This is a genomic window from Vibrio sp. J1-1 (assembly GCF_021728395.1).
Taxonomy (GTDB): Bacteria; Pseudomonadota; Gammaproteobacteria; order Enterobacterales; family Vibrionaceae; genus Vibrio.
On record NZ_JAKKCM010000004.1, the window covers coordinates 441,038 to 462,601 of the forward strand.

At 45.1% G+C, this 21,564-nt stretch carries 19 protein-coding genes; 5 read left to right on the forward strand and 14 right to left on the reverse strand.

What is annotated here, in order from left to right; genetic code table 11:
• Positions 1 to 46 precede the first annotated feature (46 nt).
• Positions 47 to 595: a GNAT family protein gene (locus L3V31_RS09140; RefSeq protein WP_237315763.1), complete on the forward strand. Its 549-nt coding sequence runs from the start codon at positions 47 to 49 to the stop codon at positions 593 to 595.
• Between the two features lie 94 nt (positions 596 to 689).
• Here the strand turns inward: L3V31_RS09140 and L3V31_RS09145 are convergent, their stop codons facing one another.
• The 7 genes from L3V31_RS09145 to hinT all read right to left on the reverse strand — a co-directional run bounded on the left by L3V31_RS09145 (position 690) and on the right by hinT (position 6,914).
• Positions 690 to 1,979: an NAD(P)/FAD-dependent oxidoreductase gene (locus L3V31_RS09145; protein ID WP_237315764.1), complete on the reverse strand. Its 1,290-nt coding sequence runs from the start codon at positions 1,977 to 1,979 to the stop codon at positions 690 to 692.
• Between the two features lie 558 nt (positions 1,980 to 2,537).
• The gene (gene ycfP / locus L3V31_RS09150; protein ID WP_237315765.1) at positions 2,538 to 3,077 is read right to left on the reverse strand and encodes an alpha/beta hydrolase YcfP; all 540 of its coding nucleotides are present in this window, start codon (positions 3,075 to 3,077) and stop codon (positions 2,538 to 2,540) included.
• Between the two features lie 75 nt (positions 3,078 to 3,152).
• Positions 3,153 to 4,034: a thiamine kinase gene (thiK, locus tag L3V31_RS09155; protein WP_237315766.1), complete on the reverse strand. Its 882-nt coding sequence runs from the start codon at positions 4,032 to 4,034 to the stop codon at positions 3,153 to 3,155.
• 24 nt (positions 4,035 to 4,058) lie between these two features.
• The gene (gene lpoB, locus L3V31_RS09160) at positions 4,059 to 4,649 is read right to left on the reverse strand and encodes a penicillin-binding protein activator LpoB (protein ID WP_237315767.1); all 591 of its coding nucleotides are present in this window, start codon (positions 4,647 to 4,649) and stop codon (positions 4,059 to 4,061) included.
• Positions 4,650 to 4,701: 52 nt separating this feature from the next.
• Positions 4,702 to 5,094: a YcfL family protein gene (locus tag L3V31_RS09165; protein ID WP_237315768.1), complete on the reverse strand. Its 393-nt coding sequence runs from the start codon at positions 5,092 to 5,094 to the stop codon at positions 4,702 to 4,704.
• On the reverse strand, positions 5,094 to 6,491 hold the full coding sequence (locus L3V31_RS09170; protein WP_237315769.1) for a hypothetical protein: 1,398 nt from the start codon (positions 6,489 to 6,491) through the stop codon (positions 5,094 to 5,096). Before L3V31_RS09170 ends, L3V31_RS09165 begins: the two co-directional genes overlap by 1 nt.
• A 72-nt stretch (positions 6,492 to 6,563) precedes the next feature.
• Positions 6,564 to 6,914, reverse strand: a complete 351-nt coding sequence (gene hinT, locus L3V31_RS09175) for a purine nucleoside phosphoramidase (RefSeq protein ID WP_020332840.1) — start codon at positions 6,912 to 6,914, stop codon at positions 6,564 to 6,566.
• 319 nt (positions 6,915 to 7,233) lie between these two features.
• On the opposite strand from hinT, the gene L3V31_RS09180 reads away from it, so the two are divergent.
• The gene (locus tag L3V31_RS09180) at positions 7,234 to 9,225 is read left to right on the forward strand and encodes a methyl-accepting chemotaxis protein (protein ID WP_237315770.1); all 1,992 of its coding nucleotides are present in this window, start codon (positions 7,234 to 7,236) and stop codon (positions 9,223 to 9,225) included.
• A 154-nt stretch (positions 9,226 to 9,379) separates the two neighbouring features.
• On the forward strand, positions 9,380 to 10,540 hold the full coding sequence (locus L3V31_RS09185) for a DUF1887 family protein (RefSeq protein ID WP_237315771.1): 1,161 nt from the start codon (positions 9,380 to 9,382) through the stop codon (positions 10,538 to 10,540).
• Positions 10,541 to 10,655: 115 nt separating this feature from the next.
• Here the strand turns inward: L3V31_RS09185 and udp are convergent, their stop codons facing one another.
• From udp to L3V31_RS09205, 4 genes are all read right to left on the reverse strand, one after another.
• Positions 10,656 to 11,414, reverse strand: a complete 759-nt coding sequence (gene udp / locus L3V31_RS09190) for a uridine phosphorylase (RefSeq protein WP_014231269.1) — start codon at positions 11,412 to 11,414, stop codon at positions 10,656 to 10,658.
• Positions 11,415 to 11,724: 310 nt separating this feature from the next.
• Positions 11,725 to 14,028 carry a zinc/cadmium/mercury/lead-transporting ATPase gene (locus L3V31_RS09195; protein ID WP_237315772.1) on the reverse strand — a complete coding sequence of 768 codons (2,304 nt, stop codon included), beginning with the start codon at positions 14,026 to 14,028 and terminating at the stop codon, positions 11,725 to 11,727.
• Between the two features lie 176 nt (positions 14,029 to 14,204).
• Positions 14,205 to 14,624, reverse strand: a complete 420-nt coding sequence (locus L3V31_RS09200) for a CBS domain-containing protein (protein WP_237315773.1) — start codon at positions 14,622 to 14,624, stop codon at positions 14,205 to 14,207.
• 344 nt (positions 14,625 to 14,968) lie between these two features.
• Positions 14,969 to 16,588: an NAD(P)/FAD-dependent oxidoreductase gene (locus L3V31_RS09205; RefSeq protein WP_237315774.1), complete on the reverse strand. Its 1,620-nt coding sequence runs from the start codon at positions 16,586 to 16,588 to the stop codon at positions 14,969 to 14,971.
• Positions 16,589 to 16,796: 208 nt separating this feature from the next.
• On the opposite strand from L3V31_RS09205, the gene fdxA reads away from it, so the two are divergent.
• Positions 16,797 to 17,120, forward strand: a complete 324-nt coding sequence (gene fdxA, locus L3V31_RS09210; RefSeq protein ID WP_065299365.1) for a ferredoxin FdxA — start codon at positions 16,797 to 16,799, stop codon at positions 17,118 to 17,120.
• 74 nt (positions 17,121 to 17,194) lie between these two features.
• On the opposite strand, the gene L3V31_RS09215 is transcribed toward fdxA, so the two are convergent.
• Complete coding sequence (locus L3V31_RS09215) at positions 17,195 to 17,929, reverse strand: RNA methyltransferase (protein WP_237315775.1); 735 nt, start codon at positions 17,927 to 17,929, stop codon at positions 17,195 to 17,197.
• A gap of 329 nt (positions 17,930 to 18,258) precedes the next feature.
• A complete protein-coding gene (locus L3V31_RS09220) occupies positions 18,259 to 18,999 on the reverse strand; it encodes a type 1 glutamine amidotransferase (protein ID WP_237315776.1) in 741 nt (246 codons plus the stop codon).
• A gap of 410 nt (positions 19,000 to 19,409) precedes the next feature.
• Between L3V31_RS09220 and L3V31_RS09225 the strand changes: the two genes are divergently transcribed.
• Positions 19,410 to 20,897: an aldehyde dehydrogenase gene (locus L3V31_RS09225; protein WP_237315777.1), complete on the forward strand. Its 1,488-nt coding sequence runs from the start codon at positions 19,410 to 19,412 to the stop codon at positions 20,895 to 20,897.
• A gap of 110 nt (positions 20,898 to 21,007) precedes the next feature.
• Here the strand turns inward: L3V31_RS09225 and L3V31_RS09230 are convergent, their stop codons facing one another.
• Entirely contained in the window at positions 21,008 to 21,550 is a 543-nt protein-coding gene (locus L3V31_RS09230; protein WP_346014848.1) for a cupin domain-containing protein, read from the reverse strand.
• Between the last annotated feature and the right edge of the window lie 14 nt (positions 21,551 to 21,564).

Below are 21,564 nucleotides of genomic sequence, written 5' to 3' on the forward strand. Positions count from 1 at the left end.
TTATTTTATAACTAAAAAACTACCAGAAAGGGAGTCATATCAATTCATGAGCCCCGATTTTGAAATCATCACGCCGCGTCTAGCTTTACGTCTTATTCCTGCCGATGATGCAAACGCTCTGCATGCTCTGCTTGCGGAATCGCCTTCACTGCATACTTGGCTAGACTGGTGTGGTGAAAACGTGTCACTCAAATATGCACAGGATTTTTTGCTTTCCACCCGCTTAAACTGGGTGAAAACAGAAGCCTTTGGTTTTGGTGTTTATGATCGCGAGAGCAATGCCCTTCTTGGCATGGTTGCCATTAATGAGCTCTACCATACCTTTAACATGGCGAGTATCGGCTATTGGATTGCCGACCGTTATCAGCGACATGGGTACGCACAAGAAGCAGTTTGCGCATTAGCCGAATTCTGCTTCGCCAAACTTAGTCTGACGCGAATCGAGATCGTTTGTGATCCGGATAATACTGCCAGTCAGGCACTGATCGAATCCGTTGGTGCACACCAAGAGGCGATTGCGAGAAACCGCTATATTTTTGACGGCAAGCCAAAAGATGGCATTGTTTATTCGTTGCTACCAGAAGATCTAAAGTAACGTTTAGGACGGATCAGCAGAAAAACAAAAAGCCACCGACATACGGTGGCTTCTCTTTTTAAACTCGTTCTACTTACGCTAAGCGAAGTTTACTCTAATGCAACTTCAAGTTAGGACGTAATACACGGTTGATACGACCAACCAGCATCATCAAACCCGTTTTGAATAGGCCGTGAAGCGCAATTTGGTGCATGCGGTAAAGTGAAATATACACCACACGAGCGATACGCCCCTCAACCATCATTGAACCTTTGGTCAAGTTGCCCATCAAGCTGCCTACTGTCGAGAACTGGCTAAGTGAAACCAAAGAGCCATGATCTTTATACACATAGTCTTTTAGTTCGCGGCCATTAATCATCGCGACAATGTTGCTGAATGCTCGGCTTGCCATTTGGTGCGCAGCTTGCGCTCGTGGCGGAACAAACGAGCCGTCTTCCTGAGTACACTGAGCGAGGTCACCAATTACGAAGATGTTATCGTCACGCGTGGTTTGTAGCGTATTTTTCACCACTAACTGGTTGATTCGGTTCGTCTCCAGACCAGCGATATCTTTGATGAAATCAGGCGCTTTAATACCTGCCGCCCAAACCATGATTTTAGCGGAGATCTTCTCACCGTCTTTGGTCGTCAAGCCGTCTTTCTCAGCTTTTGTCACCATAGTCGCGGTACGCACATTTACGCCAAGTTTCGTCAATTCTTGATGTGCTGCAGTAGAGATTCGAGAAGGAAGCGCAGGTAGAATACGTGGGCCAGCTTCAATAAGGTTTACATTAAGCTTGCTCGAGTCTAAGTCACCAAAGCCGTATGCACGAAGCTCTTTAATCGCATTATGTAGCTCAGCTGACAGCTCTACGCCTGTTGCACCTGCACCAACAATCGCGATATCAACGGTACCGTTACCATTTTTCGCGTGGAGCTTAAGAAACTCATTGTTCATTTCGCTGCGGAATCGATGAGCTTGTTCCGGGCTGTCCAGGAAAATACAGTTTTCACGAACACCAGGAGTATTGAAGTCGTTTGAAGTAGAGCCTATTGCCATCACCAGAATGTCATATTCCAGCTCACGGCTTGGCATTAGCAGTTCACCATGCTCGTCTTTAAGCTCACTCAACGTGATGACTTTACGCTCACGGTCAATGCCTTGAAGGCTACCCATTTGGAAGTCGAAACTATGATTTTTCGCATGAGCACGGTAGCTCAATGCATCGACACCCTCGTCTAATGATCCGGTTGCTACTTCGTGTAGCAATGGTTTCCACAAGTGGCTCGCTTTACGGTCTACCAGCGTAATTTGCGCACGGTTCTTTCGACCAAGTGTACGGCCAAGCTTAGTTGCCAATTCCAGGCCACCAGCACCGCCGCCTACAACGATAATGCGTGTCACAATGATTTTCCTCTACAAAAATGAATAAATGGGTTCAGCTCGATGCTTCACGATCAGTCACGCTGATGAGATGCATCCAACCGATGAATTCTTGGTTCTTAGAGGTGTCTCAAGCTTTTGGGATTAAAATAGATGCTTTTCTTTTTCTTCATTTTTATCAATTAGTTATCGTGCATCTTTTGCTGTGTCTGATAGCTAAAGCTCAGACGAAAATGGGCAAGGTTTTTACCTGCTCTCAATAATTTTTTTGATATTTGTCAAACAATTTTAATCCCGCTCATTATATAGAGCCATGTTTTGAAGGCAACCAAAATACTTGCTCTGAACACGGTTTGTCTACTTTATCGACCAGTCTACAACACCATCCTCGTGCCACATAGAACCTCAGCGGTAAAACAATAGGCAGAACACAATAATTGTTTAAAACAAAGACAAATTTGGCTAAGTCGTAGGTCCAAATGGCAGAGCGACAGAAAATCATCAATTAGGAGGGTTTGATAAAAAATAACACTCCGCGGAGTGCCATTTTTGTTTAGCAACTGGATGAGGTAAACCAGATCAGGTATTTTTAAATTCTTTCACGGCTTGCAAATGATGAGAGATTTTCTTGAACTTGTGTGTTTGAGAATCATCCCAAATGATTGGGTAATGCTTTTCTAGCTCAGCGGCGGTTTCTTTGTTATCTCTCACTTCGTCTTCTTTAGACAAAATAACCAGGCAATGTCCCTGATTTTTCGCTCGGAACTGATCGACACATTTAGTGGCAATATCTTCGTACTCTTCAGGACGATCAATACGCCCTGCCATGTTCTTCTCAGGATGCAGGTTCGGGTTGAAGATCACCTGCTTGATACCACATAGAAAACCAATTCGCTCTGACCAATAGCCACCGAGACCAACACCACAAATCAATGGATTTGGATCATCGGATTGATCAATAACTTTCGACACCTCTTTTAGCAAATGCTGCATATCGTGTTTAGGATGAAGCGTACTGTAATTAATAAAACGAACGTCATCGTCGATAAATTGTAATTGAAGAACTTTTTCGTGGTTACCCGGGCTAGTACTATCAAAGCCGTGCAAGTAAATAATCATCTGTACCTCTCCCTGTATATATCTGGTACTTTTCTTAAAACTAACACTATTTCCTTACTCTTAAAGGGGAATATGTCACGAGTTATCAAAACAGTGATCGTCAATACACAATAATCCTTTAAACTCGTTGGCACTGCTTAAGTATTGTTCATCTCCCCACAATTGATAAGCCAGTAAGTACCAAAGCATCGCCATCACCAATGTTCTTGGTTGCCAAGCTTTCACGCCCTCCAACCAGACTGAGGCATCTTCAATATTACGAATTCGGCAATAGCGTTCGACCCCATCGTCGATAGACACATCGGCAATCTGCAGTATCAGAGCCAAATCTAATCGCGGATCCGCGAGCCCGGCATACTCCCAGTCGATAGCTTTGACTCCCTCATCGCCCCGAACCAAGTTGTAGCAACCTAAATCAAAGTGACACAGTGCCAGCGGCAGTTGCTTTATGCTCGGTTCAGCGCGCCACTTTTGATACAAAGCCTCAAACTCTGTCCCTATATAGCTACCGCCTAATTCTAGCCAATAATGATCGATTCGGGAGAGATAAGAGAACGGAACAACCGGTACAACCTTGGATGGAAAGGTGTGAATAGTCGCCGCTAGAGAAAGTAACTCGTCCAAATCAATACCAATATGAGTGAGTGTTTCTCCTTCGACCCACTCAACGAGAAGACCTTGTTCATGGATGAATACTGGCTTGGGACCAATTCCAAGAGACGCAATGGCACTTAGAACCTGATATTCATTGTGACGAGAAATCAGAAAAGCCTGACACACTTTACTCAAAGGCCGCCAGACGTAAGCAAGCCCGTCAGCCGTTTCTATGCGCCAACATCGGTTTGTCAGCCCTCCTGTGAGTGTTTGAACTTTCACAGGAGGTTCAATGAAGAAGCCATCAAGCGCATTAAGCGTCGGATCCAGCTGTTTAGCCTGCGGCCATGAGAACAGTGCCATTGATGACTTCTCCATTACTATCGGTTAGAGACCGAATAAGCTCTTCGATTGCGCTTTACGGATTTCTGTTTCATCCGCCCATTCGATCAAGCCTGTTTCCAGATCCATTAGTCGCATGGTCATTTTGTAGTAAACGTCTTTGTCACTTCCTGCGCTCTTCACAATGCTGGAAAGGTTGCCGTAAAGCATGTATTGCGCACCAACCATTTTACCAAACTGGATGGCAGTACTTTGATTGACTAACTCATCAGTATTCTGGAAGTTTAGCTGCTGACGAACAGACTCGACACGATCCATATCGACAAAACGGAACTTACCTGAATTCAGCATCTTAGTTGAAATCGTGTCTGTAATAGACTCAGTATCAATATGCTCACTGGTCTTATTTTTAATTCGCTCAACAAACACAATAGGACGCTGATCACGAGTAATTGCAGCTACAGAGCCAGACATCATCATGCTATCGACCATTTCAGCGGCAATGGTTTGCAGGTCGGTAGAACCAAAATCAATGGTGGTGGTTTCTGTCTCTTGCGCATCACCGTAAGAGACCTTGTTAGCACACCCCCCCAAAATGACGGCAAGACCTAAAAGAGCAATAATACTTTTTTTCATGAGAGTTCCTTCGTTTATTCAATACCTACGCACTCAAGGCGCAAGCTAAAATTTAATTATCTTGTGCTTCTCTAATTTGTACTCGGAATCGAGTGCCATTTGGATTCACGGTCACTTCAGAAAGTGTCACTGACTCAAATCCACGCACGTTCGCTTTTCGCCATGGCCCCGGTTTAGTATTCACTTCCAAGCCGTTATTGTCATACCAGTAAAAGCGGTAGAGGATATGTTGGTCAGCTTGATAGTTACTATTAAGCTGAACTACACCTCTTGGTCGGTCGTCGACATAAGTAGTCGTAATGTTTTCTACCAGTAATCGACTTCCCAACACATTGTCGTTAAAAAAGATTTGCTGCGTCTGACCATCAATTCGGATACCTGCAGTGTTGTCTGCACACCCAGCCAAACCTACAATCAACGCTAAGCCAATAAACCAAGATCTCATTACAATCTCCCCAGTTGTTTATGCCACACAGTCGAATGTGCCCCCTGACGTGAGACCCAAACTAATGTCGTTTGCTGCGCTGGCACGTCAAATTGATAGACATGATCACCCAAGTTTAAACGTTGTGTTCCTGGTTTCACGATTTGAGAAGCGGTTTTTACTCGCGCAGGCAGCGTTTGCCAGCTTCGAGTATCCGGCTGTTCGGTTAATGTGTTCCAGACGTTAAACAAAAGGTTACCAACATCATCGCCTTTCGCGGCCGCTTCTTTACGAATGCGATCTTTTGCCCAAACTCGGATAGCCTGACGAATAACAATCGTCATCAAACGTTCGTTAAGATCGTTTTGCGCCATTGCATTGATATCTGCCAAAGCACTGGAATTAAGTTTAGTGTCATTTAGGCTCAAATCACTAAACCTCTGCGACCCTCGGTTGGGATAATAAGGCAATGCTAGCGAATAGATCGCCCATTGTTTTCGGCTATCGTAAATGGGAAGATCAATGCGCCAACCTTGCAGAGCTTCAACCACACCTTGCTCGTCAAAAATGATGACACGACCTTGTGTCTTACTCAGACCAGAAGGCGCTTTACCATAGCGTTTTTCCAGTAAGCGAAGATCTTCACTCATGCCTAAATTCTTTGCGGCATACAGTGTGCTTTCAATTACTTGTTTATTGTCTGGCATTACCGCCAGAGCTCGACGGTAATCCACATAGGCACTATTTAGGTCTCGCGACGCCTCATACAACAAGCCCGAAAGGTAAAACAGATATCCGTTTTGTACCGCACTGAGTTTTTGCCCCGCATCGGGATAATTTGCCAGTACGCTGCCCAAATTAGCCGACATGCCTTGATTTTTCAGGTCCTTTTCTGCAGATAGCAACGCTTCCGCACGAGCTTTTCTGGCTGCTTCCTGTACTTGGTTAGCACGACGGACTTCAACTAACGCACCTTCCAGGTCATTTTTCTGTAGATAATTGAGTCCCAGATATAAGTGCAGAAAGCCAAGCTCATAGTCAGCAGGTTGATAATCTTTGAGGTTATCATTGACGGCTAAAGCACCTACGCTCGTAGTAGTCTCAGACAGTGAGAGTGTGGCACGCTCTTGTTGGGCACGGACAGCACTATCGCTTTTTTCCAACGCATTGAGGCTGGTTGGATAGTCTTGGGCGAGAAATGAGAGTCTGCCTTTTTCGAAATTGCCAAGTATCTCACCACCAACATCACTCGACTGAAGTTGCTTCGCTTTCGCATATTCTCCAGCAACCACTGCCTGATACATGTCTTGGCTTTGATCACTGTAGTGGCTAAATAAATTACCCGCAGACAAATTAGCACAGCCGGTCGCCATAAGAGCCCAACTGACTAGCCCTAATAGCTTCACACCTAATTTCACATTTATCTCCACAAATGTGTGCTCAGAAAGAGTATAAATTGGGTGGCGTATTCACCACCCAATAAAGGCAGATTAGCTCACGACCATTGGGCCTAAAGGGCGACCGCCTAACAGATGCATGTGAATGTGATAAACTTCCTGACCACCATGTGGGTTACAGTTCACGATCAAACGATAACCGTCTTCAGCAATGCCTTCATCTTTTGCAAGCTTTCTCGCGACGGTAAATAGTCGTCCCATCATCGCTTCATCTTCAGCTTCGACATCATTCACTGTCGGAATCAATTTATTGGGGATGATTAGGATATGGCTCGGCGCGCGCGGGTTAATATCACGGAAAGCCGTCACTAAATCATCTTGGTAAAGGACATCTGCTGGGATCTCCTTACGAATAATTTTACTAAAGATTGTCTCTTCCGGCATGGGTACTCCATTTTATAAAGTTGTGTAACGTCGTTAGTATGCGCCAACCCTAAGCAGAGCTCAATAAAAACAGTGTTCACTTAACACTATTCATTAAGGTGTTTAAAACAAAGCCTTTTTTTGTAGCCTGCGTCATAAAATGCGCGCCGCATAGTCAATACAATCTGGTTAATTTTGTTACATTTTTAAGACAACTATAAATTATCTCCAAATCACTTACAGATACTGACCAGATATGGACTAAGCCACAACGAAGCCAGCATTTTGACGTCATTTGGAAACCTTTTTGTCTATTTTTTTTGGGAGAGGAAGCTCACGTATGCGAGGTTCAGTAATTAAACGGATGTATGCTGGTTTTGCACTTATCATCATCCTATTCGCCGTCACAATTGTCATTATGATGGGAGGGATGAACGACATTCATGGAAAGTTTCAAACCGTGTCTGAATCATCTTTACCGTTGGTTTCGCTATCTAACCAAACCAGTGTTGAGATGCTTTCAGCGGATAAATCTTTCAAAGACTTCCTGACGACTGAGAACAAACAACGCATGGACGAAATACGTCAGGAATTCGCCAAATCTCAACAACGTTTCGAAGCCACCTTGACTAACTTACAAACCGCGAGTCAAATCTACCCTTCTCTGACAGAGCCATTTGCTGAGCTAAAAACATTAGAACAAAGCTACTTTGCAGAGGCCATTGAAGCCATGGACAACTACGAAGCCATGTTCGCAGCTCAAGCAGCGGTTCAGAAATCCTCTCGACGCTTCCAAAAATTGAATACTGAGCTATCTCTCGGGCTGAAAGAATACGTTGACGATCAATCCAGTATCTCAGTGAAAGTCCTAGCGAAAAGCTATTTCATCAAGCTCAAAGACGCTGAAGTGATCACCTCAGATGCCTTAGCCAGCTCAGATTCTGAGTTTGTCACGAAAGCCGTCACTAAAAACCGCAAAGCGGTAACGCACTTAAACTATGCATTCCGTGGGCTGGCGGCCCAATTGCCAGAACTCGAAAAAGCCTTTGGTGATTCCGTAGAACAGTTCACTCGTGATGTGGGTAAACGTGGTGGGGTTCTGGATCAACACAATAGCTACCTCACCTCCCGATCAGCGTTGTATGCCAACATAGCCAACCTTACAAGTAAAGTAGACGCAACCATGGCTATTCTTGAGCAGTTTACGACAACCGCGACGGATAGGTTAAATGAGTCCCTTGCTGACGCGGGTGAGATCTACTCGGCAGGTGTCACAAAAGCCATGCTCATTGGTGTTGTTGTGGTGCTGTTTGCTGCTGCTATCGGCTATCACATTTCTCACAGTGTACGTGAACCACTCACCAAGATCCTAAACGTGCTTGAGAGCCTTACTGAAGGAGATATGACGCAACGCATAGATGTTCGTTACAAAAATGAGTTCAGTCGGGTAAGCGGCCACATTAATTCGCTAGCTGATAACCTACACAACATCCTGGTTAAGTTAAATGATGCGTCTGAAAACTTAGCGTCTACGGCCGCCACTAACGAGCAAACCTCTTCCCTCGCTCAGAGACAATTGAATTCTCAACGTGAACAGACCGCCAATGTCGCGACAGCAATGACTGAAATGTCACATTCCGTTCAGGAGGTGGCACAAAATGCCCAAAGCTCGCTGGAAATGGTACAACGCGTTGAGTCAGCTTCAGAAGAAGGTCGCAACATCATGAGCGGTAATATAAGCACCATTAATCAACTGGAGACGCGTTTACATGAATCTGTCAGTGCCGTTTCTGAATTGCAGAAGATGAGCGCACAAATTGGCTCAATTCTGGATGTGATTCGTAATATTGCCGAGCAAACCAACCTACTAGCACTAAATGCAGCCATCGAAGCCGCTCGCGCTGGCGATCAAGGTCGAGGCTTTGCCGTCGTCGCGGATGAGGTACGTGTTCTTGCCTCCAGAACGACCGAATCAACGACAGAAATTGAATCGATGATAAGCAACCTTCAGTCGAGCTCCCAATCCGCCAACCACGTCATTCAAAGCTGTATGAACGATATGGAAGAGTCTGTGGAACAAGCTTCGAAAGCCAATAGTTCGATGGAAGAAATTCAGGCACTTATCATCGAGATTAGCCAAATGAGCACCCATATTTCGCAAGCAGCAGCGGAGCAAAGTAAAACGTCGGCTGACATCGCTTGCAATATTGAAGACATCAACAATATTGCAGATGAAAGCTATCAAGCCATGTCTAACATCGCGCAAACCAGTGAGTCACTGACCCATCTGGCACATCAACAAAACGCGCTGGTGCACCGCTTTACGCTATAGCCATAGTTAAAGGAACTGGTTCAACCAACTGTGTAAGGGCGACTTTTTATGATGTCGCCCTTGTTTTTTATCCGCCGTGTCTACATATCGTTAGTATGGTCGACTCACCCTCTTGCATATCTATTTTCGAGCGGCCGCATAAAAAGGAAAATCTATGGCTGTTCATGTTGGTATTATTGACCAAGACCCAGTGAGATTGATTACCCCTCTGTTGGATAATCGCACAATAAGTTCGCATATTGTCTTCATCGGCGACTCAAGCCAAAAAGAAATGTACAACCGACTGAGTTCCGTATTAACGCAGCGAGAGATTACCTCCGAATTCTTTGAGCTCCCTTCCGCAGTCAATACCACGTTAATTAAACAATCGATTCAGAAATTAGCGAAGGATCTTCATGATCGCGGCGAAGAAGTAAAACTCAATGCCAGCTGTGGCCTTCGACATCGTTTACTGTCTGTTTATGAAGTGTTCCGCACTTATCACTGGCCAATTTTTGTGGTTGAGCCAAACAGCGACAAATTATGCTGGCTTTACCCTGATGGCCAGGAAGACACTCAGGTAGAAGACCATATTAAGATTACCGATTATCTAACGATTTTCGGTGCGCGAGGCGAGTTTCAGTATCTTGATCTTCCGCCTCTGCTTGATAAAAAGCTATACGAGTTGGGTGAACGTTGGGCATCAAACGCCCTTGAGCTTGGCCCTGGATTAGCCACTCTCAACTACCTTGCAACGACATGTCGTAAAGAGCAGAAGTTGGATGTAGAGCTATCCGAAAAGCAACAAGGCTATCGCGAGCTTAACATGTTGCTCAGTGATCTTGTCGAAGCGCAAATTGCTACTTACGAAAACGGTATTCTGACGTTCGCGAATGAAGATGCTCGTCGCTTCTCTAACGGAGAGTGGCTAGAAACCTTGGTAAACAGTACCATTAAGCAGATTCAAGACACTATGCCAACGATTCAAGACCGATCATTAAACGTACAGGTCTATCGTAAGCTTGGAGAAAGTGAAGTTCGTAATGAACTTGATGTGGCGACAGTGGTAAACAACAAGCTTCACATCATTGAGTGTAAAACAAAGGGTATGCGTGATGACGGCGATGATACGCTGTATAAACTGGAATCACTTCGCGACCTTTTGGGCGGCTTGCAAGCGAGAGCCATGCTAGTCAGTTTCCGTCCGCTGCGTCATAACGACATTACTCGTGCCGAAGATCTGGGATTAGCTTTGATTGGTCCTGATGAACTAAAAGATCTGAAAACGCACCTTACTGCGTGGTTTAAAGCTGCGGGTGGCTCGGACGAGGTTTAATCAACAAAAAGCAGCGAGAACGCTGCTTTTTTTGTCATTGTTGGTACATCCATAAGCAAAAAGCCAGAGGTTTCCCTCTGGCTTTTTCAGTTCTCTTCCGTCAATAAAAGACGAATTAAAGCATTTTGCGCGCAGCTTCTACGACAACTTTGATAGAGCGAGCTTCTGTCTCTTTCAGAGTAGAATGATCCGGGATCTCTTTCTGTGTACGGTTGATAATAACACCTGCAACACAACCCGCTTTCAGTCCAGAACTTGCACACATGGTTAGTAGTGTCGCTGACTCCATTTCAAAGTTCAGAACGCCCATGTCTTGCCACTCTTTCATTGAACCTTGGAAACGCTTAACAACACGGCCAGTGAAGGTATCGTAACGCTCTTGACCCGGGTAGAAAGTATCACTTGACGCTGTTACGCCCATATGGACAGTCGCACCAGATTCTTCCACAGCAGCTTTCATCGCTGTTGCAACATCAAAATCAGCAACCGCAGGGAACTCCATTGGCGCGAAGTGCAGGCTCGCACCATCTAGACGAACAGAACCAGTCGTCACAATCATGTCACCAACGTTTACGTTTGGTTGGATAGCGCCAGTGGTACCAACGCGTAGGAAAGTACGCACGCCAAGCTGAGCTAACTCTTCAACCGCAATAGAAGTCGAAGGGCCACCGATACCAGTTGAACAAACCACAACAGGCTTACCGTCCAACTCTGCACGGTATAGCGTGTATTCACGTTGGCTTGCAAGAAATACTGGGTTCTCCATTTGCTCTGCGATTTTTTGAACGCGGGCAGGATCACCAGGAATAATGGCTAGAGTCGCACCATTAAGATCAGCTTCAGTAACACCGAGATGGAATACAGCTTGAGACATAAGTCGCTCCTTATTGTGGCTTATTTTTTGGCAATAAGCTCATTAATCTGTGGTTGGGTACAGAAGAACTGTAACGAACCTTAAGCGGATATATAGTGACATTAATCACACCATCAAAATGCAATATAACCACACTTTCACAAAAAATAGATTCAAGTCACACTTTTAGTGAAATTTGAATCGAGTTGCATAAAAGATAGACAACTAACACAACTCAGCTATCAAGCTGAGCAATATCGAGTGCATGAAAATAAAAAACCCGAGACACTGTTATGTCTCGGGTTAAATATAGTGCAACTTTGTTTCAATACTACATGAGCTTCGACTTAAAACGTAGCAACCTCAAGGCATTCAGTGTCACCAGTGCCGTCGCCCCACTATCTGCCAATACTGCCATCCAAAGTCCGGTAATACCAAACAGGCTGGTCACGAGAAAAATACCTTTAAGACCAAGTGCTAACGCAACATTCTGGCGAATATTATTCATTGTTGCACGTGACAATTCGATCATAGCTGGCAGTTCGGACAGGCGATTATGAGTCAGGGCCGCATCTGCCGTTTCAAGAGCCACATCCGTCCCGCCTCCCATGGCAATACCAATACTGGATGCCTTCATCGCTGGCGCATCGTTGATCCCATCTCCCAACATCGCAACGGTATGCTGCTTAGAAAGCATTTCAACATAATGCACTTTATCGACAGGCAACAAACTGGCTTGGTAATCTAACCCTATTTGGTTTGCAATCGCTTCCGCGCTGCGAGGGTTATCACCAGTTAACATTACAGAGCTGATGCCTAACCCTTTAAGGGCAGAGACGGTAAGTTGCGCATCCTCACGTAACGTATCCTGCCAAGCAATCAAACCCACTATTTCTCGCTCAAAGCGCACGATAACTACCGTTTTCCCCGACGCTTCCAAATCAACTAACTGCTCTTGTATCTCTTGGGAAAGCTGGAATTCCGCTTTTGAAGGGGCAATGGCCTGAATTAATTTACCTTCTACCATCCCTGTTATGCCAGAGCCAACTTGTGCTGTCTTTTCGCTTGCTTCTGGTATTGTGATACCCAATTCCTTAACCTTGTTAACCAACGATACTGCTAATGGATGACTTGACCCCACTTCAATCGACGCGGTAAGGCTCATTAACTGTTCTTTGGTCACTCCATATGCCAACACATCGGTAACTTTAGGCTTACCCTCGGTCAGGGTTCCGGTTTTATCAAAAGCCACCGACTCTACTTTGCCAAGCAATTCTAATGCAGCACCGCCTTTGATTAATGCACCACGACGAGCCGCCGCCGCTAAACCCGAGGTAATGGCTGCAGGTGTCGAGATAACCAATGCACAAGGGCAAGCAATCAGCAGTAGCGCTAATCCACGGTAAATCCATGTATCCCAAGGCTGTGCAAACAACAGTGGCGGAGCAACAACGACAACCAACGACACTAGCATCATTAACGGCGTATACCATCGGCTGAACTTATCCAAGAAACGCTCCAACGGAGCTTTTCGTGATTCGGCTTCTTCAATCAAATGTAATATTCGGTCGATCGCATTATCACCTTGTCGAGAAGTGACTTGTACCTGCACTACCTTATCGACAACCACAGCACCCGCCATGATTTTGCCGCCATCTTCGTATTCAACCGGTACGGACTCCCCGGTCAACGCGCTTTCATCGAAACTGGCCAGCGAATTCATCAGTACACCGTCAGCCGGTAATCGACCTCCAGGTGCCACTTCAATCACGTCACCAGGCTGAAGTTGGGAAGCTGGAACTTCTTTGCGCACACCCTCTTCAATCAAAATCGTGTTTTCAGGAACCAAATCCATCAGTGCCTGAATACCACTTCGAGCACGCGATGATGCGTATGCTTCTAACTTTTCACCAATAAGGAAAAGCAATAGCACCATCGCTGCTTCTGCGGTTTCACCTAAATATAACGCGCCTAAGGCTGCAACGCTCATTAGGGTTTCAATAGCAAATGGCGTTCCTCCTTTTGCTAATTTCACCGCTTTGCGAGCAATTGGAAATAGTCCGAGCAGGCAGGTGAGAGTAAATATCCATGAGCTAACTTGAGGACTCACATTGGCAACAACAGCAGCGACCAACATTGCTCCAGAGATAGACAAAATTTGCAAATTATCTGAAATGACCCCGCGCCAGCCTTTGATTTGATTTTTCTTGTTTGGGTTATCTAGCGACGCAAGCGGAAAGCCTGTCTGACGTGCGGTTTGTTCAATAAGAGATGTGAGAGAGTGGTTATCAAAATCCACGATCAGTTTCTCGGTAGAAAACAACACTTTTGCTTTGCTGACACCATCTAAACTGGTAATGGCTTTTTCAAGCTTTAAGGCACAGGACGGACAGTCCATGTCAGAAACCAGCCAACTATTGCGGATAGAAGTATTGGATAGTTTCTCGGGGGCTTCTTCTTCAGGTGAATCTGAACTACAACCGCCACCACTGCAGCAGGAGCTATCAGTTGCATCAACACTAGCTTGCGTAATATTAGCTGATGGTGTGGTTGGCTCACAGCAGGAGTCACTCGCCCCTAGCTGCACCGCCGGTTTATTTTTGCCTGATTGGCAACCTTGATGTTTTGTACACATAAGTTGGTTCCTTACTGGTGAAAAACTCTTCATCTAACAATAAGGATAAGCCTTGGAGTAAGCTCCAAGGTCAAGTTGAATCTACTAAAAGTCTTTTATACCCAAAGACTAAAAGCATTCCAAATTAAAAACAAAAAGACGCCAGTGCGCCTTTCTGGATTACTACAATAAGATGACTATACCGGATGCATGAAGCACTCGTTTAGTGTCATACCTAACGCTCTCAAAACATCGCTTCTGGTAATAATGCCAACCAGCTTGCCTTTATCATCAACGACTGGATAAACCTTCGGCTTACCGACTTTCATCATATCCGCCAACTCAATGATCGACATTTCTGGCGAAACAGACAGCACGTCCTGATGCATACATTCTTGAACCGTATGCGTATCCTGGCAGTGGTAGCTGGCTTTAACCAACTTATCCAACAAATCCTGTTCTGATAAGAATCCCACCACCTTTTTATTCTCATCAATAACGGGACCACCAAGAGTGACACTTTTTAACACCTTGTTCAAAGCAGCCGTAAGTGACATGTCTTTGGTGAAAGTCACTGCTTGCAACGTCATGTAATCTTTTACTTTTAATGAACGCATTCTTATCTCCTTAGAACCATATTCTTGCGGCCTTAAGATAAGTGTCGTCTAATTTTTTGATTTTACTAAATGGAAAGTGTCAATTTTGCTCATAGGGCTAGTCTATTGATCTTTATCCGAATTAATAGAACGACTAAACCAATAAAAACTCAGTGGTATATTTATGTTATTCCCCCTCCCCTTAGCCATTATTTTCCATACCATTAACTAAGCGGAATGAGCATAAATACGCTGCTTTGATGAAATTTGTAGAGCAAGCAAAACGAGGCAAATAGTGCAGAAAATCGCATAAAAAAAGCCAATCAAGAACTGACTGGCTTTAGTGTTTTATAAAGTTGGTTAAATTAAGCGCTTTCCATCGCTGCAACAATATCGCGTGCCACGGCTTCCGCAACTTTGATACCGTCGATACCAGCAGATAAGATACCTCCCGCGTATCCAGCGCCTTCACCCGCTGGGTAGAAGCCCTTCAAGTTGATACTTTGGAAGTCTTTACCACGTTTAATGCACACTGGTGAAGAGGTACGCGTTTCCACACCCGTTAGTAAACCATCGTCGGAAGCAAACCCTTTGATCTTACGATCGAAGGCAGGAATGGCTTCTCGAATCGCTTCTACCGCGAACGGCGGCAACGCTTTTGATAAGTCAGTCAGCTTGATCCCTGGCGTGAACGATGGTTCAACATCACCGAGTTCACTTGGATCGCGACCTTTAAGGAAATCACCTATCTTTTGAGCTGGCGCATCGTATGTCTCGCCACCTAGCTTATAAGCGCCAGATTCTAGCTCACGCTGCAAACGGATACCGGCAAGTGGATCACCTGGGTAATCCACCTCTGGCGAGATGCCCACGACAATCGCACTGTTTGCGTTACGCTCTGACCGAGAGTATTGGCTCATACCGTTGGTTACTACGCGGCCTTCTTCTGACGTAGCCGCAACTACAGTACCGCCCGGACACATACAGAAACTGTATACCGTGCGCCCGTTCTTACAGTGGTGCACCAGTTTGTAATCCGCAGCACCAAGAATAGGGTGACCAGCACTTGGGCCAAAACGCGCTTCATCAATCATTGATTGCTTGTGTTCAATACGGAAACCGACCGAGAATGGTTTTGCTTCCATGTAGACGCCACGATCATGCAACATTTCAAATGTGTCACGAGCACTATGTCCAACAGCCAGCACAATGTGGCGAGACTTAATCTCTTCACCATTAGACAAAGTGACGCCCGTAATCTGACCCTCTTCCAAATGAAGATCATCAACACGTGTGCTAAAGCGAATCTCACCACCCAGTTCGATGATTTTCGCGCGCATTTTCTCGATCATCGTAACCAGCTTAAAGGTACCGATGTGTGGCTTACTTACGTACAGAATTTCTTCAGGTGCACCCGCATCGACAAATTCAGTGATCACTTTACGACCATAGAAGTTTGGATCTTTTACCTGACTGTAAAGTTTACCGTCTGAGAACGTACCTGCGCCGCCCTCACCAAACTGCACGTTTGATTCAGTGTTTAGAGCACGCTTACGCCAAAAACCAAACGTATCTTTAGTACGCTCACGAACTTCTTTACCACGCTCAACAATGATTGGGTTAAAACCCATTTGAGCCAAAACCAGACCAGCAAACAGACCACAAGGACCAAAGCCGATAACCACAGGGCGCTCTTTCAAGTTTTCAGGCGCTTTCGCGACAAACTTGTACTCCATATCTGGAGTTTGGCGAACATGTGGGTCTTTCTTAAACTTCTCTAGCAGCGCCGCTTCATCACCTTCAACAATGATATCTAGCGTGTAGATAAGCTGAATATTCGTTTTCTTACGAGCATCGTAGCCGCGTCTAAAGACGTTAAAAGAGATAACTTTCTCAGCAGGAATGCCAAGCTTTTTAGTGATCGCGTCTAATAGCGCGCCTTCCTCATGATCAAGAGGAAGTCTAATTTCATTAATACGAATCATATCGATGTCTCGGGTAGTTGGTGTCTTAGCCAAAACCATGCAAAATGCACGGCAAGCTCACAATGGCGCGCATTTTACGAGAAATTGAATTGTCTGTCATACTAAATCAAAGTGAGAGGACCTATTTAACCTATGGAATGTTGAATTTTACCTCGGGACGAGTATTATCCCCTTTCTTTGATTTTGACTAACATAAGAGCTGATTATCATGGCGTTTGTCGTAACCGATAACTGTATCCAATGTAAATACACTGACTGTGTCGCAGTGTGCCCGGCTGATGCCTTTCACGAAGGGCCAAACTTCATGGTAATCAACCCAATAGAGTGTATCGACTGCGGCTTGTGTGTTGACGAGTGTGACGCTCATGCAATTTTTCAGGAAGATGAAGTCCCAGAAGATCAACAAATCTATACCGCATTAAATGCAGAGCTTGCTGAGATTTGGCCAGTACAAACAGAGGTAAAACCAGCAATGGAAGAAGCCGAGAAGTGGAACGGCGTGCCAAACAAGCTAGATATGTTGGAAAAATAACCGCATTGAAAACGAAAAAAGCGTAATAACCGAAGTTATTACGCTTTTTTTGTCTCTCTATTTCGCTTAATCAATCAGCTATGTTGACGACGCATATTGTCCAAAATGATGCCAGTCGCCATGGCTACGTTCAGCGATTCGGCACCACCAAACGCTGGAATGGTGATCTTATCAGTCACGAACGTCGACGCTTCTTCACGCACACCGTGTGATTCACTGCCCATCAACAAAATGCCTTCGGCAGAGAAATCCGTTTTATGCACGCTCTCCCCTTCCAGAAACGCACCGTAGACTGGCAAGTTCGCTTGTTCTAAGTAGCTTGGCAGGTCGACAAGGCTAACCTGAACTCGGCCAAAGCTGCCCATCGTCGCACTAATGGTTTTAGGATTGTAAGGATCCGCGCAGTCCGAACTCGCGACAATGTGCTTAATACCGTACCAATCCGCTACGCGAATGATGGTACCTAAGTTACCCGGATCAGACACACCATCCAACGCAATCATCAAGCCTTTCGCCTCAGGTACTTTTGTACTTGGGATTTCCACGACCGCAATTGCCGCGTTGTTGCTTACCAAGGTGCTTGCTTTGGTCAAATCATCTAATGATGCTTCTATGCAGTCAAAATGCCCAAGCTCTTGACGGTGCTGTTCAAGAAACTCCGCCGTCGCAAATATCTGTTTAACCGTTAACGAACTCGTCGCTAACTCCAATACGTTCTTTTCACCCTGAACCAGAAATAAGCCATGCGCTTTACGTTGCTTCTTTTGACCCAAAGCACGAAGCAGTTTTAATTGGTTTTTTGAAATCATGAAAATATCCCGGGAGAAAATGGTTAAGTACCGTATAAAACGGGGGGATTATAGAGTAAAGACGTGCATAGCTAAAGAGAGCTTGAAGTAAGAAGTAAAAAATCGCTTACGGTGACGTCTAGGACTGGGACTTTCGCGTTTCCGGTTACGTAGCAAAAAGACTTACTCGCCAATTTTACTCTTAGAAGACTTTTGCTCTTAGAAGATAGATAGCGAGTTTAAGCGGTTTCTGTATGGAAGGTCTTTTTTGTCATGTGTAACCGACGACATTCGAATCATTAACAATGCTGAAATAGAATGTCGCGGTCACAATGGTGAAGCATTTTTTATTACCCGACTTTTTGCATTCCCTCAGAGCATATCCTTTGCTGATCACGAGTGAAAAAAGCATCCATCCAATGCAAAAAAAGAGCGGAATCGTTAGGCTTCTTCAACTGCACAAAGGCATCCTCGTACTGATGCTGAGGAAGCAAATGTTGACGCTTCCTTACCAACTCTTCCGTAAACTCGGAACTGAACTCAGGATGACCTTGTACGGTTAAAATATGATTGTCTTTCACTAGCATGAAATTAGGGCAAAAGTCATTGCCGGCGATAACTCTCATATCTTTGGGTACAACCACCACTTGATCTTGGTGGCTCACCAGCATACGTGCACTGTCAATGGCAAGGTTCATCCATTTTTTAAGCGCTACCACTTTTACCTCGTAACTGCCCAAGCCCCAACCTTTGCGAGATTTTTCGACCACGCCACCAAGTGCTCTGGCAATTAACTGATGCCCAAAACAAATCCCGACTAATGGTTTTCTTCTCGCTTCACAGCAACGGATCCAACTGGCTAAATCGAGAATCCATGGCAAATCATCATAAGCGTTGTGTACGCTCCCAGTAATAATAAAACCGTGGCACTCATCAAAACTTGGTAACTCACCTTTTATCGCGTCAAAGTTTTGAAACGTCATCGCGTCATTCACACTAGCAAAGGCGTTTTCAATCATATCTGCATATTGGCCATGACCATCAGACAAAGGTGGATCTACATATCCGCAGGTTATTATCCCAATTTTCATTGTTCACCTATCATCCTTGAATTTACATTTCACTTGATTTTACGCCTTTCGATCATCAAGCGGCGATACTTTTCATTCTAGTATCAAATCGCACGCTATCTAATCCAAGACCGCCACTCAATAAACGTACCCCAATATTTAACAAGATAGACTAGATACGCAGTTTTTATATCTAAAAATCATTAAATACTAAACATTTTATTGATTTCTCTACATACACTATCTACGTTTTGTTTAGTTTATTAATTAAACGGTTCGCACCCTGCTATCAAGCAGCGCTCATCAAATACACATTTTTAAACGTTAACGTAATGGAGAGAACAGCGTTAAACCTACTTTGCCTATTTTACCACTAAGCTGGTTTAGCAATTCACTAGGACTATTTAAACAAAAAGGAATAGAGACACAGAATGGATACTACAAACTGGCAAGATAAAGCCACTGAGTTGAGGTTTAACACACAAGCCTACATTAATGGAAAGTTAACCAACGCCGTCAGCAAAGATACCTTTGAGATAATTAACCCAGCAACAGGCAAATCTCTCGCTCACGTAGCACGTTGCCGTGAGGAAGATGTCGATATTGCTGTCAAAGCCGCACGTGATGCCTTTCATTCTCGGGTCTGGTCTGGCTTACCACCTGCGCAGCGCAAAACTGTCTTACTCAACTACGCTAAGCTTATCGAACAACACCAAGAACAGTTCGCTATTCTGGAGTCTTTAGATATGGGGAAACCCATTTCTGATGCCATGGGATATGATGCGCCAGCCACTGCTCGCTGCATACAATGGAACGCTGAAGCGATAGATAAAATTTACGATGAAGTCGCTCCCGTGACCGAAGAAGCGCTCGCACTCGTGACAAGAGAGCCTTTGGGTGTCGTCGCCGCAATTGTTCCTTGGAATTTCCCTACCGTGATGGCGGCTTGGAAAATTGGTCCGGCACTAGCCACTGGTAACTCGGTCATCATCAAACCATCGGAAAAGTCACCTCTTACCGCTATATTACTGGCTGAATTGGCTTCTCAAGCCGGGATTCCTGATGGTGTGCTTCAAGTTCTTCCCGGGTTTGGTCACGAAGCAGGGCAAGCATTAGCACTTCACCACGCCGTCGACTGTATTACTTTTACTGGCTCTACGGCTATAGGAAAGAAATTATTGACCTTTGCTGGTGAATCCAACCTTAAGCGTGCGTTTATGGAATGCGGTGGCAAGAGTCCTCATATTGTCCATTATGATGTGAAAAATATTGAGAAAGCCGCCGCCACTGCTGCAAGCGCTATTTGCTACAACCAAGGGGAGGTTTGTACCGCAGGCTCTCGTCTCTTGGTTCACTCATCCATCAAAGATCAATTCATCAACTTGCTGATAAAGAACATGGACAAATGGCAACCAGGCGATCCTCTCAACGAAAGCTCTCGTGTTGGTGCCATTGTCGATAAAGCTCAGTATGAACGCGTACTTGATTATATTGAGGTAGGCAAACAAGAAGGTGCAACACTTCGATTTGGCGGCCAACCCGCTCTTGAGCATACTGGCGGCTACTTTATCCAGCCAGCTGTCTTCACAGACGTGACACCTGACATGCGTATATTCAGAGAAGAGATATTTGGCCCTGTGCTTTGCGTGACAACATTCGACACGATTGATGAAGCAATTGAGCTTGCCAACGACAGTGAATATGGCCTTGCTGCTGGTGTTTGGACTTCCGATATTTCAACTGCGGTAAAATGCTCTCGTGCTCTAAGAGCCGGTACCGTGTTTGTGAACAACTGGGATGGCGGAGATATGACAATGCCGTTTGGCGGGTACAAGCAGAGTGGAAACGGCAGGGATAAGTCTTTACATGCCTTAGATAAATACACTGAGGTCAAATCTACCTGGATCGAACTTGATTAGTCCTTTTGTCTCACAACCAACTGCAACGTGATTAAGAATGGCCTCGTAACAGAGGCCATTCTATATACTTAAATAGATTCAAGATGCAGATTTAAGCACATCTACACAACCTAGAACGTTGGCGGCGTCGAGGCACTTATCAACTCGCACTCGACTTTTCCTTTATTGCGAAAACGGTGTGGCTTACGCGTCTCAAAATAGTAAGAATCTCCGGCTTTCAGTACCTGAGTTCGACTGCCTACCGTGATCTCAATTTCTCCTCGAATCACCACGCCGCCTTCTTCACCGTCGTGTTGCATGAAATCAGTGCCGGTATCAGCACCTGGCGGGTAGACCTCATGCAGTATGGCAAGTTTGCGACCTTCTCGTTTCGCACCCACTAACATCAGGCTAATTTTGCCATCCCCCAAATCCGTCATCTGTTCCGGACTAAAAAAGATGTCGTCCTTTGATTCAACGTCTAAGGTGAAAAACTCGCCCATAGAGATGGGAATAGCTTCCAGTATCTTTTTCAGTGACCCAACGGAAGGGTTAACCAAGTTCTGTTCAATTTGAGAGATCATGGAATTCGTCACGCCACTCCTTTTCGCAAGCTCTCTTTGTGATAAACCACGCATGGTTCGGATCGTTTTAAGCTGCTTGCCTACATCCATGTCTCTATCCATGT

Excerpts from the sequence above, each read along its gene's own strand:
- hinT (WP_020332840.1), bottom strand. The coding sequence starts at position 6,914 with ATGCCGGAAGAGACAATCTTTAGTAAAATTATTCGTAAGGAGATCCCA.
- L3V31_RS09140 (WP_237315763.1), top strand. The coding sequence starts at position 47 with ATGAGCCCCGATTTTGAAATCATCACGCCGCGTCTAGCTTTACGTCTT.
- L3V31_RS09205 (WP_237315774.1), bottom strand. The coding sequence starts at position 16,588 with ATGATTCGTATTAATGAAATTAGACTTCCTCTTGATCATGAGGAAGGC.
- L3V31_RS09225 (WP_237315777.1), top strand. The coding sequence starts at position 19,410 with ATGGATACTACAAACTGGCAAGATAAAGCCACTGAGTTGAGGTTTAAC.
- L3V31_RS09180 (WP_237315770.1), top strand. The coding sequence starts at position 7,234 with ATGCGAGGTTCAGTAATTAAACGGATGTATGCTGGTTTTGCACTTATC.
- L3V31_RS09215 (WP_237315775.1), bottom strand. The coding sequence starts at position 17,929 with ATGATTTCAAAAAACCAATTAAAACTGCTTCGTGCTTTGGGTCAAAAG.
- L3V31_RS09220 (WP_237315776.1), bottom strand. The coding sequence starts at position 18,999 with ATGAAAATTGGGATAATAACCTGCGGATATGTAGATCCACCTTTGTCT.
- L3V31_RS09185 (WP_237315771.1), top strand. The coding sequence starts at position 9,380 with ATGGCTGTTCATGTTGGTATTATTGACCAAGACCCAGTGAGATTGATT.
- udp (WP_014231269.1), bottom strand. The coding sequence starts at position 11,414 with ATGTCTCAAGCTGTATTCCATCTCGGTGTTACTGAAGCTGATCTTAAT.
- L3V31_RS09165 (WP_237315768.1), bottom strand. The coding sequence starts at position 5,094 with ATGAGATCTTGGTTTATTGGCTTAGCGTTGATTGTAGGTTTGGCTGGG.
- ycfP (WP_237315765.1), bottom strand. The coding sequence starts at position 3,077 with ATGATTATTTACTTGCACGGCTTTGATAGTACTAGCCCGGGTAACCAC.
- thiK (WP_237315766.1), bottom strand. The coding sequence starts at position 4,034 with ATGGCACTGTTCTCATGGCCGCAGGCTAAACAGCTGGATCCGACGCTT.
- lpoB (WP_237315767.1), bottom strand. The coding sequence starts at position 4,649 with ATGAAAAAAAGTATTATTGCTCTTTTAGGTCTTGCCGTCATTTTGGGG.
- L3V31_RS09195 (WP_237315772.1), bottom strand. The coding sequence starts at position 14,028 with ATGTGTACAAAACATCAAGGTTGCCAATCAGGCAAAAATAAACCGGCG.
- fdxA (WP_065299365.1), top strand. The coding sequence starts at position 16,797 with ATGGCGTTTGTCGTAACCGATAACTGTATCCAATGTAAATACACTGAC.
- L3V31_RS09200 (WP_237315773.1), bottom strand. The coding sequence starts at position 14,624 with ATGCGTTCATTAAAAGTAAAAGATTACATGACGTTGCAAGCAGTGACT.
- L3V31_RS09230 (WP_346014848.1), bottom strand. The coding sequence starts at position 21,550 with ATGGATGTAGGCAAGCAGCTTAAAACGATCCGAACCATGCGTGGTTTA.